Here is a 20,231-nt window from a genome sequence, read left to right on the forward strand (position 1 = left end):
CCCGCTCACGACGGCGCGGCGTCGCCGAGGCTCTCGCGCTCGCGCAGCACCTCGATGAGGTCGAGGAGGCGCACCGCCTTGTGGCCGAGATCCCACCACGCCGGGTCCGGGGGCGGCGGCGCGAAGGGATGCGCCGCGACCGCCTCGACCAGGAAGGCCGCCTCGGGGAGGGCCGGGCCGCCTGCGGCCCGCCGCGACGGCGTCGCGGCGGCGCGGGCGAGGAGCCGCCCCTTGCGGGCGCCGGCCACCCGGGCGCGGCTCGTGACGGAATCGTGCCCGTTGCGTTCGACGGCGCGGCCGATCTCGGCGTAGATCAGCCGCGCCGCCCGCACGGCCGGGCGGCAGGGCGCGGGCAGGAGGGCGATGCCCGCCTCCGAGCGGGCGTAGAGGAGGTCTGCGGCGCGCAGGAGCCGGGTCAGCACCGCGGCCAGCGCCGGGCTCGGGGCCGGCCGGGCCAGGAAGGCGTCCGGGTCGAGGCCGGCCTCGCGCAGCCACGCCTCCGGCAGGTAGAGCCGCCCGGCGCGGGCATCCTCGCCCACGTCGCGGGCGATGTTGGTGAATTGCATGGCGATGCCGAGGTCGCAGGCCCGCGCCAGCGCCTCGGGCGAGCGCTCGCCCATCACCAGGGTCATCATGGCGCCGACCGCCCCCGCGACCCGGGACGCGTAGGCGACGAGGTCGGAGAGGTCCCGGTAGCGCCGGCCCGCCGCGTCCCAGGCGAGCCCGTCGAGGAGCGCGGCCGGCAGCGCCGGCGGGATGCCGTGCCGGTCCAGCACCTCGGCGAGGGCCCGGTCGGCCGGATCGTCGAAGGGCCGGCCCGCGCAGGCGGCGGCGAGGCGCAGGCGCAGGCGCTCGACCGCGTCCGCCCGCGCCCGCGGCCCGTCGACGGCGTCGTCCGAGAGGCGGCAGAAGGCGTAGAGCCCGTAGGCGTCCCGGCGCACGGCCCGCGGCAGCAGCCAGGAGGCGGCGTAGAAGCTGCGCGAGCCGCCGCGGATGGCGGCCCGGCAGGCGGCGTGGTCGGCGGGGCCGGCGCGCGGCCGGTCAGGCGAAGACAGAGGCATCCGGCACCACCCGGTCGAGGATCCTGGAGGAGGAGAGCACGCCCGGCAGCCCCGCCCCCGGATGGGTGCCGGCGCCGACGAGGTAGAGGTGGCGCACCCGGTCGCTGCGGTTGTGCGGCCGGAAATAGGCGCTCTGGCTGAGGATCGGCTCCAGGCCGAAGGCCGAGCCGCGATAGGCGCGGAAATCGTCGCGGAACTCCCGCGGCGTGGTCACCCGGGAGGTGACCACGGCCTCCGACAGGCCCGGCAGCAGGGTCGCTTCGAGGTGGCGGGCGATGCGCTGCCGATAAGGTTCGGCGAGGGCCGCCCAGTCCTGGCCGCCGTCGAGGTTCGGCACCGGGCTGAGCACGTAGAAGGCGTCGCAGCCCGGCGGGGCCAGGCCCGGATCGGTGGCGGTCGGCCGGTGCAGGTAGAGGCTGAAATCCTCGGCCAGCACCTTGCGGCGGAAGATGTCGGCGAGGAGGTCCCGGTAGCGCGGCCCGAGCAGGATCGTGTGGTGGGGCACGTCCGGATAGGTGCGCCGCATGCCGAAGTACCAGACGAACAGGCCCATCGAGGAAGAGGCGCGGGCGAGCCGCCGCTCGCGCCAGCCGCGGGCCTCCGGGGGCAGGAGGTCGAGGGCGGTGACGACCGAATCGGCGTTCGACACCACGATGTCGGCCGGCAGGCGGGTGCCGTCGGCGAGGTCGACCCCGGTCGCGGCGCCGCCCTCGACGCGGATGCGCGTCACCTCGGCGTGGCAGCGCAGGCGCCCGCCCTGCCCCTCGATCAGCCGCACCAGCCCCTCGACGAGGCGGCCGGTCCCGCCCATCGCCCAATGCACCCCCCAGCGCCGCTCGAGGGCGGCGATCAGGCAATAGATCGCGCTCGCCCGGAAGGGGGAGCCGCCGATCAGCAGCGGGTGGAAGCTGAAGACGGTGCGCAGGCGCTCGTCGCGGAAGTAGCGCGAGACGAGGCCGTGGACGCTGCGGTGCCCGCCGAGCCGCAGGAGGTCGGGCGCGACCCGCAGCATGGTCCCGGCCTCGCCGAAGGGGACGTGGCCGAGCTGCTCGAACCCGACCCGGCAGATCTCCTCCGAGGCCGCCATGAAGCGCCCGTAGGCTTCGACCTCGCCGGGGGCGATGCGGGCCACCTGCGCGCGCATCGCGGCCTCGTCGCCGCTCACGTCGACGCTGGCCCCGTCGTGGAAGCGGATGCGGTAGAAGGGCCGCATCGGCACCAGGGTGACGTCCTCGTCGAGGCGCCGGCCGCACAGCGCCCAGAGCTCCTCGAACAGGAAGGGCGCGGTGACGATGGTCGGCCCGGCATCGAAGGTGAAGCCGTCCTGCCGATGCACGCGGGCGCGCCCGCCCGGCTGGCCGAGCCGCTCCAGGACGGTGACCCGGTAGCCCCGCGCACCGAGGCGCACGGCCGCCGCGAGTCCGCCGAAGCCGCTGCCGATCACCACTGCATGGGGCTTGCGCGGCCGCGCGGTGTGTCGCGGCGGCGCGACGTCGAGTGTCAACATAAGTTGACAGTAGCACGGTCGGGGCCGGTGGCAAGGGCGGGATCGGGCGCCGGGCGCCGGACCCGGTGGAACGCTGCCGAGGGCGCCCCCGCGTCACGCCTCCACGCCCTCGCGCCGGGCCGCCTCCTCGATCGATCCGGCCACCAGCTCGGGCCGCTCCTCGTGCATCAGGTGGCCGAGGCCGCGCAGCAGCTCCACCCGCGGCCGGCCGCCCAGGCGCTCGGCCACCCCGAAGGACACCTCGGGAGCGATCGTGCGGTCCTGCGCGCCGACCAGGAGCAGGAGCGGCACCGCGAGGCGCGGCAATTCGCGGTCGAGGCCGACGAGGTCCCAGTTGGCCATCATGCCGAGCGCGCCCGCCACATGGCCCGGCATCTGGAACAGGCGGCGGTAGAGGTCGAGCCCCTCGCGGTCCAGGGCCGAGCCGGTGCCCTCGATCAGCCGCGCGACGGCCTTGCGGTCGGCCGACCACGCGAAGACCCGCGGCACCACCGGGTTGAGGAACAGCATCCGGGCCATGGCGGGGAAGACGAGGCCCGCCATGCCCGGGAAGGGCTTGAGCGCGGCGTTGAGCCCGACGAGGAGGCGGGGCGCCAGCGCGCCGTCGAGGCAGAGCCGCACCAGGATGGCTGCCCCGGCCGAGTGGCCCACCGCCACCTGCGGCGCGATCCCGAGGCCGCGGACGAGCTCCGCCACGGCGCGGGCCATCCGGGGCAGAGAGGGCATCGGCAGGGGATCGCTGAAGCCGTGCCCCGGCAGGTCCGGCGCCACCACGCGGAAGCGCCGCGCCAGGAGCGGCAGCAGCCCGCGCCAGGAATGGGTGGCCGCCCCGGTGCCGTGGAGCAGGAGCAGGCACGGCCCCGTCCCGGCCTCCTGCACGTGCCAGGTGAGCCCGCCGGCGGCGACGAAGCGGCTCGCCTCGCGGTTGGGCCAGTCGCGGCCCTCGCGGGCGAAGGCCGGCCTGTCGCTGGTCATGGGCATCCGGGTCAGCCTCGCGGCGCGGCCCCGCGCGCCGCCTCGCGCGGCGGCGCCTCGCGGCGCACGGCCTCGCTCAGCAACGCGGCATCGGCCCGCGGCATCGGCAGGTAGCGCGCCGCCATGGCCTCGGCGAGGCGGCGGGCGCCGTCCTGCGGCTGCGCGGCCGTGTCGATGACGAGGGCGCGGGTGCCGCCCGCCGCCAGGGCCCGCCCGGCAGCGAGCGCGTCCGCCGCGGCCTGCGCCCGGCCCGGCGCGCCGCCGCGCCCTATATTCGCGCGGCCGTCCGTGAGCAGCAGCACCACCGGGATGCGCCCGCCCCGCCGCTCCGCAGCGGCGAGGAGCGCGGCCGCCTCGATCCCGGCCGCGAGCGGCGTGCCGCCGCCCCCGGGCAGGGCGGCGAGCGCCCGCTTCGCCCGCACCAGGGCGCGGGTCGGAGGCAGCAGCAGCTCCGCCCCCCGACCGCGGAAGGCCACCAGGGCGACCCGATCGCGCCGCACGTAGCACTCGGCCAGCAGCAATTCCACCGCGCCCTTGGCCTCGGCGAGGCGCTCCAGGGCCGCCGAGCCGGAGGCGTCGACCGCGAAGATCGTGGTGGTCCCGGCCCGGTGCACGAAGCGCCGGACGCGGATGTCCTCCGGCGCGAGGCGCAGGCGCTCCGCCTCCGCGCCCCGCCGCAGGCGCTGCCAGGGCGCGGCGGCGCGCAGCGTCTCGGAGAGGGCGAGGGGCCCGCGGCGCGGATCGCCCGGGCGGGCGCCGACCGGCCGGCCGCTTCGGGCCTGGCGCGCCTCGCCGCCGGCCCGGCCGGGCGCCGCGCCCGGCGCGCCCGCCTCGGTCAGCCGGGCGAGGAGGCCCGCCGGCAGGGCGGCCGCCGCCGCGGCGAGCAGGCGATCCTCCGCCGCCTCGCCGCCGCCCGGGTCCGACTCGCCCTCGGCCTCCTCGGGCGGCGCCTCCGGCGGGGGCGGCTCGGCCTCGGCCTCGGCCGGCCAGCGCGTCGCGCGCGGCGCGAGGACGAGGGCGGCCGCGGCGGCGAGGTCGGGCTCGGCCAGGGCCGAACGCCCCTCCCGCCCGGCATTCTGGCGCGCCGCGCGCAGGGCCTGGATCGGCGCCCGCAGGGAGGCGATGCCGAGCTGCGCCGCCAGGGCGCAGAGGCGCTCGGCCGCGCGCGCCTCGACGGGGGCCGCGGCGGTCTCCCCGGACACGGGCGCGCTGTCCGGCGGGGCGGGCTCGGAGACGTCCCGCAGGGTGAGCCCGTCGAGGTCGAGGTGGAAGGCGGCGCGCTCCAGCAGGGCGGAGGGCACCGCCTCGTCCTCCCCGTCGCCCTCGTCGAGGAGGACGAGGCCGCAGGCGGCGGGAAGCCGGGCCGCGACCCCGTCGCGCGCGAGATCGACCGCGCCGGTCTCCAGCACCCGGGCGAGCCGGGCCGCCATCCCCGCGTCGAGCCGCTCGGCCATCGGCACGACCACCACCCCGCCATGGCTGCGCGCCAGCAGGCCGGGTTCCACGACCGGGCGCCCGGCCCGCAGGGTCGCGGCGAGGTCGAGGCCGCCGAGGAGGGCGTCGTCGGCGATGCCGGCCGGCAGCCGCGTCAGCGGGCGGCCGGCGGGCAGGAGGGCGCGCAGCCGCGCGAGCCACGCCTCCCGCACCGGTCCCGGCCGCGCGCGCAGCCGCACGCCGCCGAGCCCGGCCGGGTCGCGCGCGAACAGGGCCGCCGCCAGGCAGGCCCGGGCCCAGGTCTCGGCGGCGCTCACCCGAGAACCTCGGCGACGGCGCGGGCGACCCGCGCCTCCGCCCCGGCCTCGTCGAGGGGGTTGCGCCGCAGCCGGTGCCCGAGGGCGGCGGGCGCGACCTCGCGCAGGTGGGCGAGCCCGACCGCCTCGTCGCCGTCGAGGCTGGCGAGGGCGCGGGCGGTGCGCATCAGCGTGAGCTCGCCGCGCAACCCGTCCGTCCCGAGGGCGAGGCAGAGCCGGGCGGCCGCTTCGAGCACCTCGTCGGGCACGGCCACGCGCGGCAGGCGGGCGCGGGCGGCGAGGATCGCGCCGGCGAGGCGCTCCTCCTCGCCGGCCCACTCGGCCGCGAACCCCGCCGGGTCGCGCTCGTAGGCGTCGCGGCGGCGCACGATGGCGACGCGGGCGGCGAGGTCGGCCGGCGTCGTCACCGCGACGGCGAGGCCGAACCGGTCGAGGAGCTGCGGGCGCAGCTCCCCCTCCTCCGGGTTGCCGCTGCCGACGAGGACGAAGCGCGCCGGGTGGCGCAGGCTCAAGCCCTCGCGCTCGATCGTGTTGACGCCCGAGGCCGCCACGTCGAGCAGGAGGTCGACGAGGTGATCCTCCAGCAGGTTGACCTCGTCGATGTACAGGAAGCCGCGATTGGCGCGGGCGAGCAGCCCCGGCTCGAAGGCCTTCTCGCCGCGCGTGAGCGCCTTGCCGATGTCGAGGGCGCCGACGACCCGGTCCTCGGTGGCGCCGAGCGGCAGGTCGACCACCGGCACCGGCACGCTCTGCACCGGAAGTCCCTGGGGCGCCCGGGCCCGGCAGGCGGGGCAGAGGAAGGCCTCGTCGGCGGGGTCGCAGGCATAGGGGCAGCCCGCGACGGCGCGCATCGGCGGCAGCAGGGCGGCGAGCGCCCGCACGGCGGTGGACTTGCCGGTGCCGCGGTCGCCGAAGACCAGCACGCCGCCGACCGAGGGATCGACGGCCCCGATCAGCAGGGCGCGCCGCATCGCCTCCTGGCCGACGATGGCCGTGAACGGATAGGGCGGGCGGGGCGCGGGCGCCGCGGCCGCCGGGGCCGGCGACGCTGCGGGGCCCGGCTTCAGGGCCCGCCGGGACAGGGCCGATTGGGTGAGCGCCACGACGTTTCCCCTCGCCTGGAGGACCGCCGCCGGGATCCGGGCGGGCGGTCCTGTCCGATTTGAGCCGCCGGCTCCGCGCGCGGCGGAGCCGCCCCCGTCACGCCGCCCTGGCAAGCCCGATCCGCGCCCAGATCGCCCCGAGCGCCGCCGCGAGATGCTCGATGTCCGCGTCGCTGTGCAGGGGCGAGGGCGTGATGCGCAGGCGCTCCGTCCCCCGCGGCACGGTCGGGTAGTTGATCGGCTGGACGTAGATCGCGAACTCGTCGAGGAGCGTGTCGCTGATCTGCTTGCACAGCACCGGATCGCCCACCATCACCGGCACGATGTGGCTCTCGTTGGCCATGACCGGGATGCCGAGGGCGCCGAGCCGCCGCCGCACCGCCGCGACCCGGTCCTGGTGGCGCGCCCGCTCGGCCCCGCTCGCCTTGAGGTGGCGGATGCTGGCCGCCGCCCCGGCCGCCACCGCGGGCGGCAGCGAGGTGGTGAAGATGAAGCCCGAGGCGAAGCTGCGCACGAAGTCGCAGAGCGCCGCGGAGGCCGCGATGTAGCCGCCGCTGACCGCGAAGGCCTTGCCGAGGGTGCCCTCGATCACGGTGAGGCGGTCCATCAGCCCCTCGCGCTCGGCGATGCCGCCGCCGCGCGGGCCGTAGAGGCCGACCGCGTGCACCTCGTCCAGGTAGGTCATGGCGCCGTGGGCCTCGGCCACGTCGCAGAGTTCCGCGATCGGGGCGACGTCGCCGTCCATCGAGTAGACCGACTCGAAGGCCACGAGCTTGGGCAGGGCCGGGTTCACCAGCCGGAGCTTGTGGTCGAGATCCGCGGGGTCGTTGTGCCGGAAGATGTGGCGCTCGGCCCGGCTCGCCCGCAGCCCCTCGATCATCGAGGCGTGGTTGCCCTCGTCCGAGAACACCACGCAGCCGGGCAGACGCGAGGCCAGGGTGCCGAGGGCGGCCCAGTTCGAGACGTAGCCCGAGGTGAAGAGCAGGGCCGCCTCCTTGCGGTGCAGGTCGGCGAGCTCGCGCTCCAGCAGCACGTGGTAGTGGTTCGTGCCCGAGATGTTGCGGGTGCCGCCCGCGCCGGCCCCGCAGCGGTCGATCGCCTCGTGCATGGCGGCCGCGACGGCCGGGTGCTGGCCCATGCCGAGGTAGTCGTTGGAGCACCAGACCGTGACCTCGCGGGTGCCGTGGGCTCCGTGCTGCGTGGCGTAGGGGAAGCGCCCGGCCTGCCGTTCGAGATCGGTGAAGACCCGGTAGCGTCCCTCGCGGTGAAGGCCCTGGAGCTGTGCGGCGAAGAACGACTCGTAGTCCATGGTGCGTCCCCTCTGTCGTGATGGGCGGGCCGTCGCGGGCCCGCGGGTCAGGCGATGTCGCCGGCCGGGCGGGGGCCGGTGTCGGGATCGGGTGGGCGGCGGGCCGGCAGGCCCCAGGCCCAGAGGGCGGCGGAGGGCAGCGGCAGCATCAGGAAGCCGTGCTCCAGGATGGCGAGGGCCATCAGGGTCGCCAGCATGGTGTGGCCGCTGCGCTTGAAGGCCGAGGCGCTCTCGGTGACGGCGGGGTGCAGCAGCACCAGGAGGAAGCCCGTCGCCAGCAGCATGGCGACCGGGAAGAGCGCGTTCATCGGCGCGCGGCGGAAGAAGCTGCCGAGGTAGCGCAGGTGCTCGGGCAGGAACTCGGCGTGCAGGTTGCGCACGCCGAGGAAGAGGTTGAGCCGGGCGCTGAGGTTCATCCCCCAGAGCACCAGGTAGGTCCAGAGGGCGATCCGGTTCGGCGCGCCCGCGGTCAGCCAGGCGATCGCGGCGGCGCCCGCCACGATCGCGGCCTCGTGCCAGAGGTTGGTCGCCGCCGCGGCCCCGAACCGGGCGAGCCCCCGGATCGAGGGCGGGCCGGGCGTGCGCCGCGGCCCCGCGACGTAGCCCATGTAGAAGGCCATCTCCTGCCAGCCCCAGACCACCAGGGCGGCGGAGAAGGCCCCGTAGGCCGAGGCCTCGCTCTCGGCCCCCGCGGTGGCCGCGATGCCCCAGAGGGCGAGGAGGAGCGCGAGGCTCATCGCCCCGAAACTCCAGGCATGAGTGTGCCGGGGGCGGTGGTTCAACCAGAGGATCGCTCCGGTGAGGAACCACCACATCAGCACGGCGAAGAGGATCGGCGAGGCGTAGGCGGACATGCGTCTACCAGGCGGGGCTGAGGCGGATCTGCTCGGGCATCGGGTTGGGCTTGGAGGGCAGCAGCAGCAGCCGTCCGAAGGTGAGGGCGGCCCGGGCCGCGTGACCGGCCCGGCGCAGGCGCCCGGCGAGGCCCCCCTGCGCCTTGGCGGCCTCGATGCCGCGGGCGCAGGCGAGCAGCCGGTCGAGCCCCGCCTTGAAGGCCGGGTTGTCGAGGTCGAGGGTCAGCGGGAAGACCTGCCGCGAGATCTCGGAGGTGACCCGGAACACGGCGAAGTCGTAATCGGTCGGATCGACCCCGAGCGCCCCGTGGAAGGCCGGCCGGCAATGGTCGCGCACGTACATCGTGGCGAACACGGCGAGCACGAAGAACTTGATCCAGTAGGCGTTGAGGCCCGAGAGCAGCTTCGGGTTGGCGCGCATGAGCAGCGCGAAGGCCTCTCCGTGGCGAAACTCGTCGTTGCACCACTTCTCGAACCACTTGAAGATCGGGTGGAAGCGGTTCTCGGGATGGCGCTCGAGGTGCCGGAAGATCGTGATGTAGCGGGCGTAGCCGATCTTCTCGGAGAGGTAGGTCGCGTAGAAGATGAATTTCGGCCGGAAATAGGTGTATTTCTTGGCCCGGGTGAGGAAGCCGAGGTCGACCCCGACGCCGAAATCCTTCAGCGTGTCGTTGATGAAGCCGGCGTGGCGGGCCTCGTCGCGGCTCATGAAGGCGAAGAGCTCGCGGATGTCCTTGTTCTTGGCGCGCTTGCGCATCTCGGCGTAGAGCACGCAGCCCGAGAACTCGGCCGTGATCGAGGAGACCAGGAAATCGAGGAACTCCTTGCGCAGCTCCGGATCGAGGCCGGACAGGTCGAGATCGAACTCGGCGTTGCGCACGAAGTGGCGCCGGTTCGGGTCGGCGCGCATCTCGGCGATGAGCACGTCCCACTCGGCGCGCACCGGCTCGACGTCGGTGCGGTCGAGCTCCGCGAAGTCGGTGGTGTAGAAGCGCGGGCTCAGGAACGTCGTCGCCTGGGCGGCGCGGGTGCTCTCGTTCTGGGCCGGGAGAGCCGTCGCGGTCATAGCGTCGTCCTTTCCGTGAAGCTGACTTCGTAGAGTTCCGTGAGTTCGAAATGGCCCGCGAGGCGGGTCCAGGCGCGCTCGAGCGCGCTCGCCCGCAGCACGGTGGCCCGCCGCCGCACGGTGAGGCGGGTGCCGTAGGGCACCGAGGTCGGCGCGTCGTGCACCGTGACCTCGTCGCCGGGCTCGATGGCGAGCCCGCCCTCCAGGGTGACGTGCGCGTGGAGGGATTCGGGCGTCTGCTCGATCTCCACCGTGCAGGGCACCTCGATGCGGCGCTTGGTCGTCAACCACGGGATCATGTTGCGCCCCTCCCCTGTTCGAGCAGCCGCGCGAAGGCGGCCGCGTTGGTGGCCCCGAAGGCTTCGAGGTTGATGCGCCGGCCCGACGCGAGGTCGTCGAGCGAGAGCGTGCCGTTGTCCCAGCGGGTGAGCCGGAAGGGCGGGTCGCGGGAGAGCCCCTCCCGCAGCCGCGCCTGGGCCATCACCCGCAGGGTCGCGCGCAGGAACCCGTCCTCGCCGGGCTGCACCGTGGCGACGAGGTGGCCGTCCCGCGCATCCGCGAGGGCGACGGCGCCGCCGGCGCGGTCCTCGATCCGCAGGTCGAGCACCTGGACGGGCTGCGCCGGCGGCATGCGGGTGGTGCCGACATCGCCGAAGCGGCCGAGCGCGACGGCGCCGATCGTGAAGCCGACGAGCAGGATCGCCCGGCGGACCTGGATGCGCGGGACCTGGATGGTGTGATGGGCCATGGCCGCCTCCTCACGGGCCCGCCGCGGCCAAGCGGCCGGGCGCCGAGGTGCGGGCGGCCTGCGCCGGCTGCCAGGCCGGCGCGGCCTGCCCGTGCGCGGCGGCGAGGGCCGCCCCGAGGCGCGCGGCGACCTCGTCCGCCCCGGGCAGGGCCCGCAGCATCGGCTCTGGGGCGGCGAGCCGCCAGGGCCGCACGTGCGGCCACAGGTGGAGGTAGGCGAGGCGCGTGCCCGCCTTCAGCCGCAGCGGCAGGTCGCCGGTCCCGTCCGCGAAGCGGCGCAGGGCGGCCGCCTCGATCTCCCGCAGCGGCAGGTTGACGGTCATCGGCAGGGCGATGCCGATGCGCAGGATCAGGCGCCGGTCGGTCAGGCTGTAGGTCGTGGTGGCGCGCGCCGCGAGGGCGAGGCCGCCGAGGATCGCCAGGGCCGCCGCCCCGGCGCCGAGGACCGGCAGGGCCGAGGCGGGGCTGCCCGAGGCCAGCGCCTGCCAGCCGGCGAGCAGCCCGAAATAGGCCGCCACGAGGTCGGCGTGGAAGGCGCGGCGGGCCAGGCCGAGGAGGGCCGGGCGGCCCTGCCAGAGCAGGCGCTCACCGGGCGGCAGGGGCGCGGGCAGGCCGCCTGGGATCGCCTGCGCGCTCGCAACGGGGGCGCTCGCAGCAGGGGCACTCGCAGCAGGGGCGCTCACAGCAGGGGCACTCACAGCAGAGGCTCCTGGCGTCCGAGGGTCGCGTAGAGGGTGCCGGCGCCGTAGAAGGCCATGATGCGGTCCTCCTCCCGGATGGTGACGCTGTCGACCTCGCGCCGCGGCGGCACGTCGGCGAATTGCCGGGCGAGCAGCGCCTCCACCACGACGGTGCCCTTGGCGCCCTGCACGTCCGCGAAGACGACCGGGAGCAGCACCGAGCGCCCCGGCGCCTCCGCGAGGTCGACCTCGTAGTAGCGGGGCAGCGACTCGCCGCGGTCGACCCAGATGTCCTTGACGGTGCCGGCCACGGCCCGGTCGGCCCCGACCACCCGCATGCCGCGGGGGTCGTAGTCGCGCGCGGCCACGGTGAACTCGGTGGCGACGCGCATCGGCACGATGCGATGGTGGCCCTCCCAGGTCTGGTCGGGCGTGTCGGTGCGCTGCGCGTAGGAGCCCGGGCCGACGCCGTCGCCGAGGACCCCGTCCGTCGCGTTGGTCGGCTCCAGGGGCGCACCGGGCCAGATCTCGCGCTTGACCGCCGCGAGCGGGCCGCTCGGCCCCTCCTCCGGCCGGGGCACCAGGATGGTCTTGCCGTCCGCGAGCACGAAGGCCTTGGGGGTGGGCAGGAACAGCCAGTCCCAGCCCATCAGCCCGCCCCGCGTCTCGGATTCGAGGGGATAGCCCTCGCGGCGATCCTCCCGGCGCAGGTAGAAGACGAGGCCGGCGAAGAACAGCCAGAACGCGTAGAGCACGACTTGCGCGACGTCGATGTAACCGGTGATGGCACCCTTGGGCATCGTGGCCTCCCTCAAGACAGGGCCGGGCGGACGGGACGGGACGCGGGGAGCGGCGCTCCGGCGCGCGGACGCGCGGGCGCGCGGGTGAGCGGCCCGATGGCGACGAGCGTCGCGAACAGGAAGGCGATCTCGACGTGGTAGACGACGAGGTAGCCGGTGGAGGCGTCGGTCAGGGCCTCGCCGAGGCGCCCGGCCACGGCGAGCGCCGAGCCGGCGTCGCGCAGGAGCCCGCTCGCCGCGATGGCGAGGCCCGCGGCGCTCGCCTGCACGGCGCCCCAGGCCCCGAGCGCGAGGCCGGCCTCGTCGGGCGCGGCCCCCGCCATCGAGGCGGTGAGGGTGCCGTGGGCGAAGAGGCCGCCGCCGACCCCGATCAGCGCCACGCCGAGCCCGAACAGCGCGCCCGAGCCGAGCGGGGCGGCGAAGATCACCGCCGAGAAGGCCGCGATGCCGACGACGGCGCCCGCCGCCGCGACCCGGAACGGGTCGCCGCCGCGGTTGAGCCAGCGCGCCGCGGTGACGAGGCCGGCCCCGCCCCCGACCGCCAGCACCGCGGTGAGCGCGGTGGTGGCGGCGACCGGCAGGCGCAGGATCTCGCCGCCGTAGGGTTCGAGCAGGATGTCCTGCATGCTGAAGCCGACCGTGCCGAGACCGGTGGCGAGGAGGCGGCGGCGGGCGCGCGGCTGCGTCGCGTAGGCCGCCCAGGCCGCACGGAAGCCCTGCGACGGGCCGCCCGTGCGCGAGGGGTCGCGCGCCTCCTGCTTCCACAGGGCGATGCCGTTGAGGATCAGGGTCGCGAGGGCGGCCCCCTGCACGACCTGGATCAGCCGGATCGCCGAGAAATGCGCGAGGGCGATCCCGAACACCACGGCGCTCGCCATCATGCCGGCGAGCAGCATGGCGCAGAGCAGCGCCACCACCTTCGGCCGCGCCTCGGCGGGGGCGAGGTCGGTGGCGAGCGCGAGGCCGACCGTCTGGGTGGTGTGCAGCCCGGCCCCGACGAGCACGAAGGCGAGCGCCGCCGCGCCCTGCCCGACCGCCACCGGCCCCGTCGTGTCCCCCGACAGGATCAGGAGCGCGAAGGGCATGATCGAGAGGCCGCCGAATTGCAGCAGCGTGCCGAACCAGAGGTAGGGCACCCGCCGCCAGCCGAGCACCGAGCGGTGGCGGTCCGAGCGGAAGCCGACAACGGCCCGGAACGGGGCGGCCAGCAGCGGCAGGGACAGCATCACGGCGACGATCCAGGCCGGCACGGCGAGTTCGACGATCATCACCCGGTTGAGGGTGCCGATGAGCAGCACCGCGGCCATCCCGACCGTCACCTGGAACAGGGACAGGCGCAGCAGCCGCCCGAGCGGCAGCTCCGCGGTGGCCGCATCCGCGAAGGGGAGCAGGCGGGGCCCGGCCTTCGCCAGCACCCGCAGGAGGGAGCCGGTCGCCCTCATGGCCGCGCGAGCTCCAGGGCGTTCGAGAGGTAGAAGCCGCTGGTGATCCGCCGGGAGCGGCGGACCGCGAAGGCGTCGAGGGCGGCCTCGCGGGCGATGCGGCGGCGCAGCGCCGCCTCGCTCACCGGGACGATCGCGGGGGCGCGGTCGCCGCGGGGAAACAGGCGCCCGGCCGCGTGCATCAGCGTGAGCAGCGCGGTGCGGGGCGCGACCGTGACCAGGAGCGAGGCCTCGGTGCGGCGGGCGAGCACCGCGAGGGCGCGCAGGATGTCGGCGGCCGGGTAGTGGATCAGCGAATCCATCGCCACGACGTGGTCGAAGCGGCCGAGCCCGTCGTCCAGCATGTCGCCGACCAGGAAGTCGAGGCGGCCCGGCAGGGCGAGGCCGGCGGTGCGCTCGCGGGCGAGCCCGATCAGGGTCGGCGAGACGTCGACCGCGACCACGGCGGCGCCGCGCCGCGCCGCCTCGACGGCGAGCGCGCCGGTGCCGCAGCCGGCGTCGAGCAGGCGGCACCCGGAGAGGTCCCGCGGCAGCCAGGAGAGCAGCTCGGCCCGCATGGCGTCGCGGCCGGCCCGCACGGTGGCGCGGATACGGCTCACCGGCGCGTCGGAGGTGAGCCGCGCCCAGGCGTCGACCGCGGTGCGGTCGAAGTAGGTTTCGAGCTGCGAGCGGCGGGCGGCGTAGCTGGGGCTGGTCACGGCGTCGTTCCTCCGCGCGTTGGCGATGCCGCACCGCGCCCGTCCCGGAAGCGGGCGGGACGGTCTCCCCGGATCTGCGATGCCGCGATGCCCATCGCCCGCCCCCTCAATCGAAGCCGAGGAACTCGAACAGGTCGCGGTCGCGCATCGGCTCAGCCTCCAGGGGCTCGACGCCGGCCCAGAGCGCCTCCGCCAGGGCGAGGTACTCGGCCAGCACGGCGTCGAGCTCCGGCGAGGATTCCATCTCGAACAGGGTCGCCTTGCGCAGGCGCGAGCGGCGCACCACGTCGAGGTCCTGGAAATGCGCGAGGCGCCGCAGGCCCACCGCGGCGTTGAAGCGGTCGATCTCGTCCGTCGCCGCCGAGCGGTTGGCGATCACCCCGCCGAGCCGCACCCCGTAATTCTTGGCCTTGGCGTGGATCGCCGCGACGATGCGGTTCATGGCGAAGATCGAGTCGAAGTCGTTCGCGGTGACGATGAGCGCCCGGTCCGCGTGCTGGAGCGGCGAGGCGAAGCCGCCGCAGACCACGTCGCCGAGCACGTCGAAGACGACGACGTCGGTCTCCTCCAGGAGGTGGTGCTCCTTGAGGAGCTTCACGGTCTGGCCGACGACGTAGCCGCCGCAGCCGGTGCCGGCGGGCGGTCCCCCGGCCTCGACGCACATCACGCCGTTGTAGCCCTCGACCACGAAATCCTCGACGCGCAGTTCCTCGGCGTGGAACTTCACCGCCTCCAGGGCATCGATCACCGTCGGGGCGAGGCGCTTCGTCAGCGTGAAGGTCGAATCGTGCTTGGGATCGCAGCCGATCTGCAGCACCCGCTTCCCGAGCTTCGAGAAGGCGACCGAGAGGTTCGAGGAGGTGGTGCTCTTGCCGATCCCGCCCTTGCCGTAGACGGCGAAGACCTTGGCGGTGTCGATGCGCAGGTCCGGGTCGAGGGCGACCTGGAGGCTGCCTTCCTCCCGCCGCTCGGCCGGGCGCGTCGCCACGGGATTTCGGATCGCGATGTTCATGCGGCGGCCTCCGCGGTGATGCCTTCGAGCCGGTCCTCCAGGGCCTCCTCGGCCCGGTCGAGGGCGGCCCGCGTCTCGGGGTCGGGTGTCCAGAAGCCGCGCCGATGCGCCTCGATCAGGCGGTGGGCGACCTTGGCGGAGGCGGCGGGGTTGAGCGCCGCCATGCGCTCGCGCATGGCCTCGTCGAGCACGTAGGTCTCGGTGAGGCGCTGGTAGATCCAGGGCGCGACCTGGTCGGTGGTCGCCGACCAGCCCACCGTGTTGGTGAGGTGCTGGTCGATCTGGCGCACGCCCTCGTAGCCGTGGCCGAGCATGCCCTCGACCCATTTCGGGTTGAGCATGCGGGTGCGGGTTTCGAGCGCGACCTGCTCGGACAGGGAGCGGACCTTGCCCTCGCCCCGCGTCTGGTCGGAGATGTAGACCGGCACCGCCGCGCCGCGGGCCTTGCTCACCGCGCGGGCCATGCCGCCGAGCCCGTCGAAGTAGTGGTCGACGCTGGTGACGCCGACCTCGACGGAATCGAGGTTCTGGTAGGCGACCTCGACCGTGCCGAGCACCGCCTGCATCAGCGCCCGCTGCGGCGCGGGCCTGCCGTCGCGGCCATACGCGAAGCTCTTGCGGCGCGAGAAGGTCTCGCAGAGCTCGGTGTCGTCCTCCCAGCGCCCGCTATCGACGAGGAAGTTGACGTTGGCCCCGTAGGCGCCCTCGGCATTGCTGAACACCCGCAGGGCTGCCGTCTCCAGGTCGATCCCCTGGGCCGCCTGGTGGGCCAGCGCGTGCTTGCGCACGTAGTTCATCGCCTCGGGCTCGTCGGCCGAGGCCGCCAGGAAGGCCGCCTCGGCGAGGAGCCGGGTCTGCAGCGGCAGCAGGTCGCGGAAGATGCCGGAGAGCGTCGCCACCACGTCGATGCGCGGGCGGCCGAGTTCCGCGAGCGGGATCAGCGTCGCGCCGCAGAGCCGGCCGTAGCCGTCGAAGCGCGGCGCCGCCCCCATCAGCGCGAGGGCCTGCGCGATCGGGCCGCCCTCGGTCTTCAGGTTGTCGCTGCCCCAGAGCACAATCGCGATGCTCTCCGGCAGCCGGCCCCCGTCCGCCGCGTGGCGGGCGAGCAGCCGCTCGACCTGGGCGCGGCCGTCGGCGAGCGCGAAGGCGCTCGGGATCCGGTAGGGGTCGAAGCCGTGCAGGTTGCGCCCGGTCGGCAGGATCGCGGGCGTGCGCAGCACGTCGCCCCCGGCCACCGGGGGCACGAAGCGGCCGTCGAGGGCCCGCAGCAGGGCCGGGACCTCGTGGTCCTCGGCGAGCAGCCGGTCGGTCTCGGCGAGCGCCCGGAAGGCGGCCCGGGCGGCCTCGTCGGCCGGGAGGCCGGAGGCGGCGAGGGCCTGGTCGGGCGAGGCGCCCGCGACCAGCGCCTCGACCGCCGCGCGGGCGGGCGCGAGGCCGTGGACCGAGTCCGCGAGGGCGAGCAGGAGGTCGACCCGCTCCTGCGGCCGCGTCCCCTCCCCGACCACGTGGAGCCCGTGCGGGATCAGCGTGTGCTCCAGTTCGACGAGGCGCAGGGTCAGGTCGGCGATGCGGCCGCCGGCCTCCTCGGCCCAGGGGTCGCCGGCCGCGGCGAGGTCGAGGGCCTCGGCCTGGGACCGGATCATCTCCGCGAGCGCGGCGCGCTCCGCGGCGTCCTCCGGCGGCAGGGCCCGCCAGCGCTCGAGCGAGGCCCGCAGGTCGAGGAGGCCGCGATAGAGGCCGGCCTGGGCGAGGCTCGGCGTCAGGTAGCTCACCAGGGTCGCGGCCGCCCGGCGCTTGGCGAGCGTCCCCTCCGAGGGGTTGTTGGCCGCGTAGAGGTAGAGGTTGGGCACCTCGCCGATCAGCCGCTCGGGCCAGCAGGCGGCCGAGAGCCCGGCCTGCTTGCCGGGCATGAATTCGAGCGCCCCGTGGGTGCCGAAATGCAGGATCGCGTCGGCGCCGAGATCCTCGCGCAGGTAGCGGTAGAAGGCCGAGAAGGCGTGGGTCGGCGCGAAGCCGCGCTCGAAGAGCAGCCGCATCGGGTCGCCCTCGTAGCCGAAGGCGGGCTGGATCCCGACGAAGACGTTGCCGAAGGCGGCGCCGAGCACCAGGAGCGCCGCGCCGTCGCTCTGGTGGCGCCCGGGCGCCGGGCCCCACTGCGCCTCGATCTCGGCGAGGTGGCGCTCGCGGCGCACGTGCTCGTCGGCGGGGATGCGGTGGGCGACGTTGGCCGGGGTGCCGTAGCGGGCGGAATTGCCCTCCAGGACGCGGCGGCGCAGGGCCTCGGCGCTCTCCGGAACCTCGACGCGGTAGCCGTCCCGCGCCAGGGCCGCGAGCACGCGCCAGAGCGATTCCCAGACCGACAGGAAGGCCGCGGTGCCGGTCGCCCCGGCATTGGGCGGGAAGTTGAACAGCACGACGGCGAGGCGGCGCTCGGCCCGCGGCCGGCGGCGCAGGGCGACGAGGCGGGCGACCCGCGCGGCGAGGCGGTCGGCGCGCTCGATCTGCACGGCCATGTCGCGGGGATGGGCCGAGGGGGCGGGCCCCGCGGCCGGGCGGCCGGAGCGCCCGCCGAACACCATCGGGGCGGTCGCCCCGTCGAGTTCCGGGATCGCCACCATCATGGTGGCCTCGACCGGCGAGAGGCCGCGGTCGGAGGCGTCCCACTGCTCCAGCGTCTGGAACTCGACCGCGTGGGCGGCGAGGTAGGGCACGTCGAGGCGGCGCAGCACCGCCTCGGCCGCGGCCGCGTCGTTGTAGGCGGGGCCGCCGACGAGGGAGAAGCCGGTGAGCGAGACCAGGGCGTCGACGCGGGGGCGCCCGTCGCGCAGGAAGAAGCGCTCGATCGCCGGGCGGTTGTCGAGGCCGCTGGCGAAGGCCGGCACGACGGCGAGGCCGCGGGCCTCGAGGGCGGCGATGACCCCGTCGTAATGCGCCGTGTTGCCGGCCAGCACGTAGGAGCGCATCAGCAGGAGGCCGACCCGGCCGTGGCTCCCGGCCGGGACCGGCAGGCGCTCGGGGCGCTCGCCGATGCGGCCGGCCATGCGCGGGTGGTAGAGGCCGGTCTCCGGATAGGCGAGCGGCTCCTCGGCGGTCAGGCGCTGGCGCCAGCCGGCCCGCGGCCCGGCCGCGTAGCGCGACACGAGGAAGCGCACGAGGTTGACGACGTTCTCGTCCGAGCCGGCGAGCCAGTATTGCAGCGTCAGGAAATAGGCCCGCACGTCCTGGGCCGAGCCCGGGATGAAGCGCAGGATGCGGGGGATCTGGCGGATCAGCGCCATCTGGCGGGCGCCGCCGCCCTGCCCGCCCTGGCGCCCGCGCAGGCGCTTGAGGAAGGCGAGCGCCCCGTTCTGCGAGCCGTCCATGGCGAAGCGGCCGATCCGGGTCGTGCGCACCACCTCGGCCGCGGAGAGGCAGCCCACCATCGCGTCGCAATGCGGGCGCCGCGCCAGCAGGGCCGGCAGCACCGCCCGCACGTGCTCGTCCATGAACAGCATGGCCGAGAGCACGATGTCGGCCCGGGCGATCTCGGCCCGGCAGGTGTCGAGGGCGGCCGGGTCGGAATCCCACTCGGCCGCGGCGTGGAAGCTCAGCACGAGGCGCGGCTCGCTGCGGGCGAGGCTCTGGCGCGCCCGGTCCACCGCCCCGGCGAGGTGGTTATCGAGGGTGACGATGACGACGCGCAGCTCCGGCAGCGCGTCCGCCGGCTCAGCGGCTGAAATGCGCTTTTGCATCGTACAGGGTCTCGACGGTGATGAGCGGGAGCGAGCGCTCGCGGGCGAAGCGCTCGGTGTTGCTGCGGGCCTTGCCCCGCACGAAGAACGGCACCTTCTTGAGTTCGCGCTCGGCCTCGATGGCCCAGACGAGGGCGGCGGGCTGCGGCGCGGCGGCGGGCAGGTCCCGCGCCGTCCCGCCGAGATGCGAGGGGGCGACGCCGTCGTGGAATTCCGGGTCGTCCCGGAACATGGCGAGCAGGTGCTCCTCCAGCCCCATCATCAGGGGGTGCACGAGCGTGTCGAAGAGGACGTTGGCGCCCTCGAATCCCATCTGGGGCGCGTGGCGGGCCGGCACGTCCTGGACATGCATCGGGGCCGAGATCACCGCGCAGGGAATGCCGAGGCGCTTGGCGATGTGGCGCTCCATCTGGGTGCCGAGCACCAGTTCCGGCTGCGCCGCCGCGATCGCCTCCTCGACGGCGAGGTAATCGTCGCTGACGAGGGCGGTGAGGCCGTGCGCCTCGGCCTCCTCCCGGACCTCGCGGGCGAATTCGCGCGCGTAGGTGCCGAGGCCGACGAGCGCGAAGCCGAGTTCCGCCGTGGCGACCCGGGCGGCGGCGACCGCGTGGGTCGCGTCGCCGAACACGAAGACGCGCTTGCCCGTCAGGTAGGTCGAATCGACCGAGCGCGCGTACCAGGGCAGGCGCGAGCCCTCGTCGGCGAGGACCGGGGCCGGATCGACGCCGGCCCGGGCCGCCACCGCCTCCACGAAGGCGCGCGTCGCCCGCACCCCGATCGGCGCGATCTCGACGAAGGGCTGGCGGTGCGTCCGCTCCAGGAACTGCGCGGCGGCGCGCGCCACCTCCGGGTAGAGGACGACGTTGAAATCGGCCTCGCCGAGGCGGGCGAGGTCGGCGGGCGAGGCGCCCAGCGGCGCCACCACGTTGACCGGGATCCCGAGCCGGTCGAGGAGCTGGCGCACCTCGCGCAGGTCGTCCCGGTTGCGGAAGCCGAGGGCGGTCGGGCCCAGGATGTTGCAGCTGCGCACGGCGCGCGCCGGGCGCGCGGCCGGCGGCCCCGCGAGCGCCCGGACCAGGCGGTAGAAGGTCTCGGAGGCCCCCCAATTCTCCTTGCGTTGGTAGGCCGGGAGGTCGAGCGGGATCACCGGGATCGGCAGGCCGAGCGCCCGGGCGAGGCCGGCCGGGTCGTCCTGCAGCAATTCGGCCGTGCAGGAGGCGCCCACGATCATCGCCTGCGGGCGGAAGCGCGCGTAGGCCTCGGCGGCGGCCCGCTTGAACAGCTCGGCCGTGTCGGCGCCGAGGTCGCGGGCCTGGAAGGTCGTGTAGGTCACCGGCGGGCGGGAATCCCGCCGCTCGATCATCGTGAACAGCAGGTCGGCGTAGGTGTCGCCCTGCGGCGCGTGCAGCACGTAGTGCAGGCCGTTCATCGCCGCCGCGACCCGCATCGCGCCGATATGGGGAGGCCCCTCGTAGGTCCAGAGCGTGAGCTGCAT

The 20,231-nt window shown here is 75.4% G+C and carries 17 protein-coding genes; all 17 read right to left on the bottom strand.

Annotated features, from left to right (window positions below):
* Positions 1-5: 5 nt before the first annotated feature.
* The 17 genes from MET2598_RS0104805 to bchB all read right to left on the bottom strand — a co-directional run bounded on the left by MET2598_RS0104805 (position 6) and on the right by bchB (position 20,231).
* Entirely contained in the window at positions 6-1,061 is a 1,056-nt protein-coding gene (locus MET2598_RS0104805) for a phytoene/squalene synthase family protein (protein ID WP_018260054.1), read from the bottom strand.
* Positions 1,042-2,568, bottom strand: coding sequence for a phytoene desaturase (locus tag MET2598_RS0104810; protein ID WP_026190513.1), 1,527 nt, complete (start codon positions 2,566-2,568; stop codon positions 1,042-1,044). Before MET2598_RS0104810 ends, MET2598_RS0104805 begins: the two co-directional genes overlap by 20 nt.
* 93 nt (positions 2,569-2,661) lie before the next feature.
* The gene (bchO, locus tag MET2598_RS0104815) at positions 2,662-3,543 is read right to left on the bottom strand and encodes an alpha/beta fold hydrolase BchO (RefSeq protein ID WP_018260056.1); all 882 of its coding nucleotides are present in this window, start codon (positions 3,541-3,543) and stop codon (positions 2,662-2,664) included.
* Between the two features lie 11 nt (positions 3,544-3,554).
* Entirely contained in the window at positions 3,555-5,294 is a 1,740-nt protein-coding gene (locus MET2598_RS0104820) for a magnesium chelatase subunit D (protein ID WP_018260057.1), read from the bottom strand.
* Complete coding sequence (bchI, locus tag MET2598_RS0104825; protein ID WP_018260058.1) at positions 5,291-6,397, bottom strand: magnesium chelatase ATPase subunit I; 1,107 nt, start codon at positions 6,395-6,397, stop codon at positions 5,291-5,293. The genes MET2598_RS0104820 and bchI overlap by 4 nt, the downstream gene beginning before the upstream one ends.
* 97 nt (positions 6,398-6,494) lie before the next feature.
* A complete protein-coding gene (gene hemA / locus MET2598_RS0104830) occupies positions 6,495-7,706 on the bottom strand; it encodes a 5-aminolevulinate synthase (RefSeq protein ID WP_012333509.1) in 1,212 nt (403 codons plus the stop codon).
* 47 nt (positions 7,707-7,753) lie between these two features.
* The gene (puhE, locus tag MET2598_RS0104835; RefSeq protein ID WP_012333508.1) at positions 7,754-8,560 is read right to left on the bottom strand and encodes a putative photosynthetic complex assembly protein PuhE; all 807 of its coding nucleotides are present in this window, start codon (positions 8,558-8,560) and stop codon (positions 7,754-7,756) included.
* Between the two features lie 4 nt (positions 8,561-8,564).
* Complete coding sequence (acsF, locus tag MET2598_RS0104840; RefSeq protein ID WP_018260059.1) at positions 8,565-9,626, bottom strand: magnesium-protoporphyrin IX monomethyl ester (oxidative) cyclase; 1,062 nt, start codon at positions 9,624-9,626, stop codon at positions 8,565-8,567.
* On the bottom strand, positions 9,623-9,925 hold the full coding sequence (locus MET2598_RS0104845) for a hypothetical protein (protein WP_036270252.1): 303 nt from the start codon (positions 9,923-9,925) through the stop codon (positions 9,623-9,625). The genes acsF and MET2598_RS0104845 overlap by 4 nt, the downstream gene beginning before the upstream one ends.
* Complete coding sequence (gene puhC, locus MET2598_RS0104850) at positions 9,922-10,374, bottom strand: photosynthetic complex assembly protein PuhC (protein ID WP_018260060.1); 453 nt, start codon at positions 10,372-10,374, stop codon at positions 9,922-9,924. The genes MET2598_RS0104845 and puhC overlap by 4 nt, the downstream gene beginning before the upstream one ends.
* Before the next feature lie 10 nt (positions 10,375-10,384).
* Positions 10,385-11,056: a photosynthetic complex putative assembly protein PuhB gene (puhB, locus tag MET2598_RS0104855; RefSeq protein WP_018260061.1), complete on the bottom strand. Its 672-nt coding sequence runs from the start codon at positions 11,054-11,056 to the stop codon at positions 10,385-10,387.
* An 11-nt stretch (positions 11,057-11,067) separates the two neighbouring features.
* A complete protein-coding gene (puhA, locus tag MET2598_RS0104860; RefSeq protein WP_012333503.1) occupies positions 11,068-11,853 on the bottom strand; it encodes a photosynthetic reaction center subunit H in 786 nt (261 codons plus the stop codon).
* Between the two features lie 11 nt (positions 11,854-11,864).
* Complete coding sequence (locus MET2598_RS0104865; protein WP_012333502.1) at positions 11,865-13,295, bottom strand: BCD family MFS transporter; 1,431 nt, start codon at positions 13,293-13,295, stop codon at positions 11,865-11,867.
* Positions 13,292-13,993 (bottom strand): magnesium protoporphyrin IX methyltransferase, encoded by a 702-nt coding sequence (bchM, locus tag MET2598_RS0104870; RefSeq protein WP_018260062.1) that lies wholly within the window; start codon positions 13,991-13,993, stop codon positions 13,292-13,294. Before bchM ends, MET2598_RS0104865 begins: the two co-directional genes overlap by 4 nt.
* A gap of 106 nt (positions 13,994-14,099) precedes the next feature.
* Complete coding sequence (gene bchL, locus MET2598_RS0104875; protein WP_012333500.1) at positions 14,100-15,005, bottom strand: ferredoxin:protochlorophyllide reductase (ATP-dependent) iron-sulfur ATP-binding protein; 906 nt, start codon at positions 15,003-15,005, stop codon at positions 14,100-14,102.
* Positions 15,002-18,736 carry a magnesium chelatase subunit H gene (locus tag MET2598_RS0104880; RefSeq protein ID WP_018260063.1) on the bottom strand — a complete coding sequence of 1,245 codons (3,735 nt, stop codon included), beginning with the start codon at positions 18,734-18,736 and terminating at the stop codon, positions 15,002-15,004. Before MET2598_RS0104880 ends, bchL begins: the two co-directional genes overlap by 4 nt.
* Entirely contained in the window at positions 18,711-20,231 is a 1,521-nt protein-coding gene (gene bchB, locus MET2598_RS0104885; protein WP_012333498.1) for a ferredoxin:protochlorophyllide reductase (ATP-dependent) subunit B, read from the bottom strand. The genes MET2598_RS0104880 and bchB overlap by 26 nt, the downstream gene beginning before the upstream one ends.

It is taken from the genome of Methylobacterium sp. WSM2598 (assembly GCF_000379105.1).
Classification (GTDB): domain Bacteria; phylum Pseudomonadota; class Alphaproteobacteria; order Rhizobiales; family Beijerinckiaceae; genus Methylobacterium.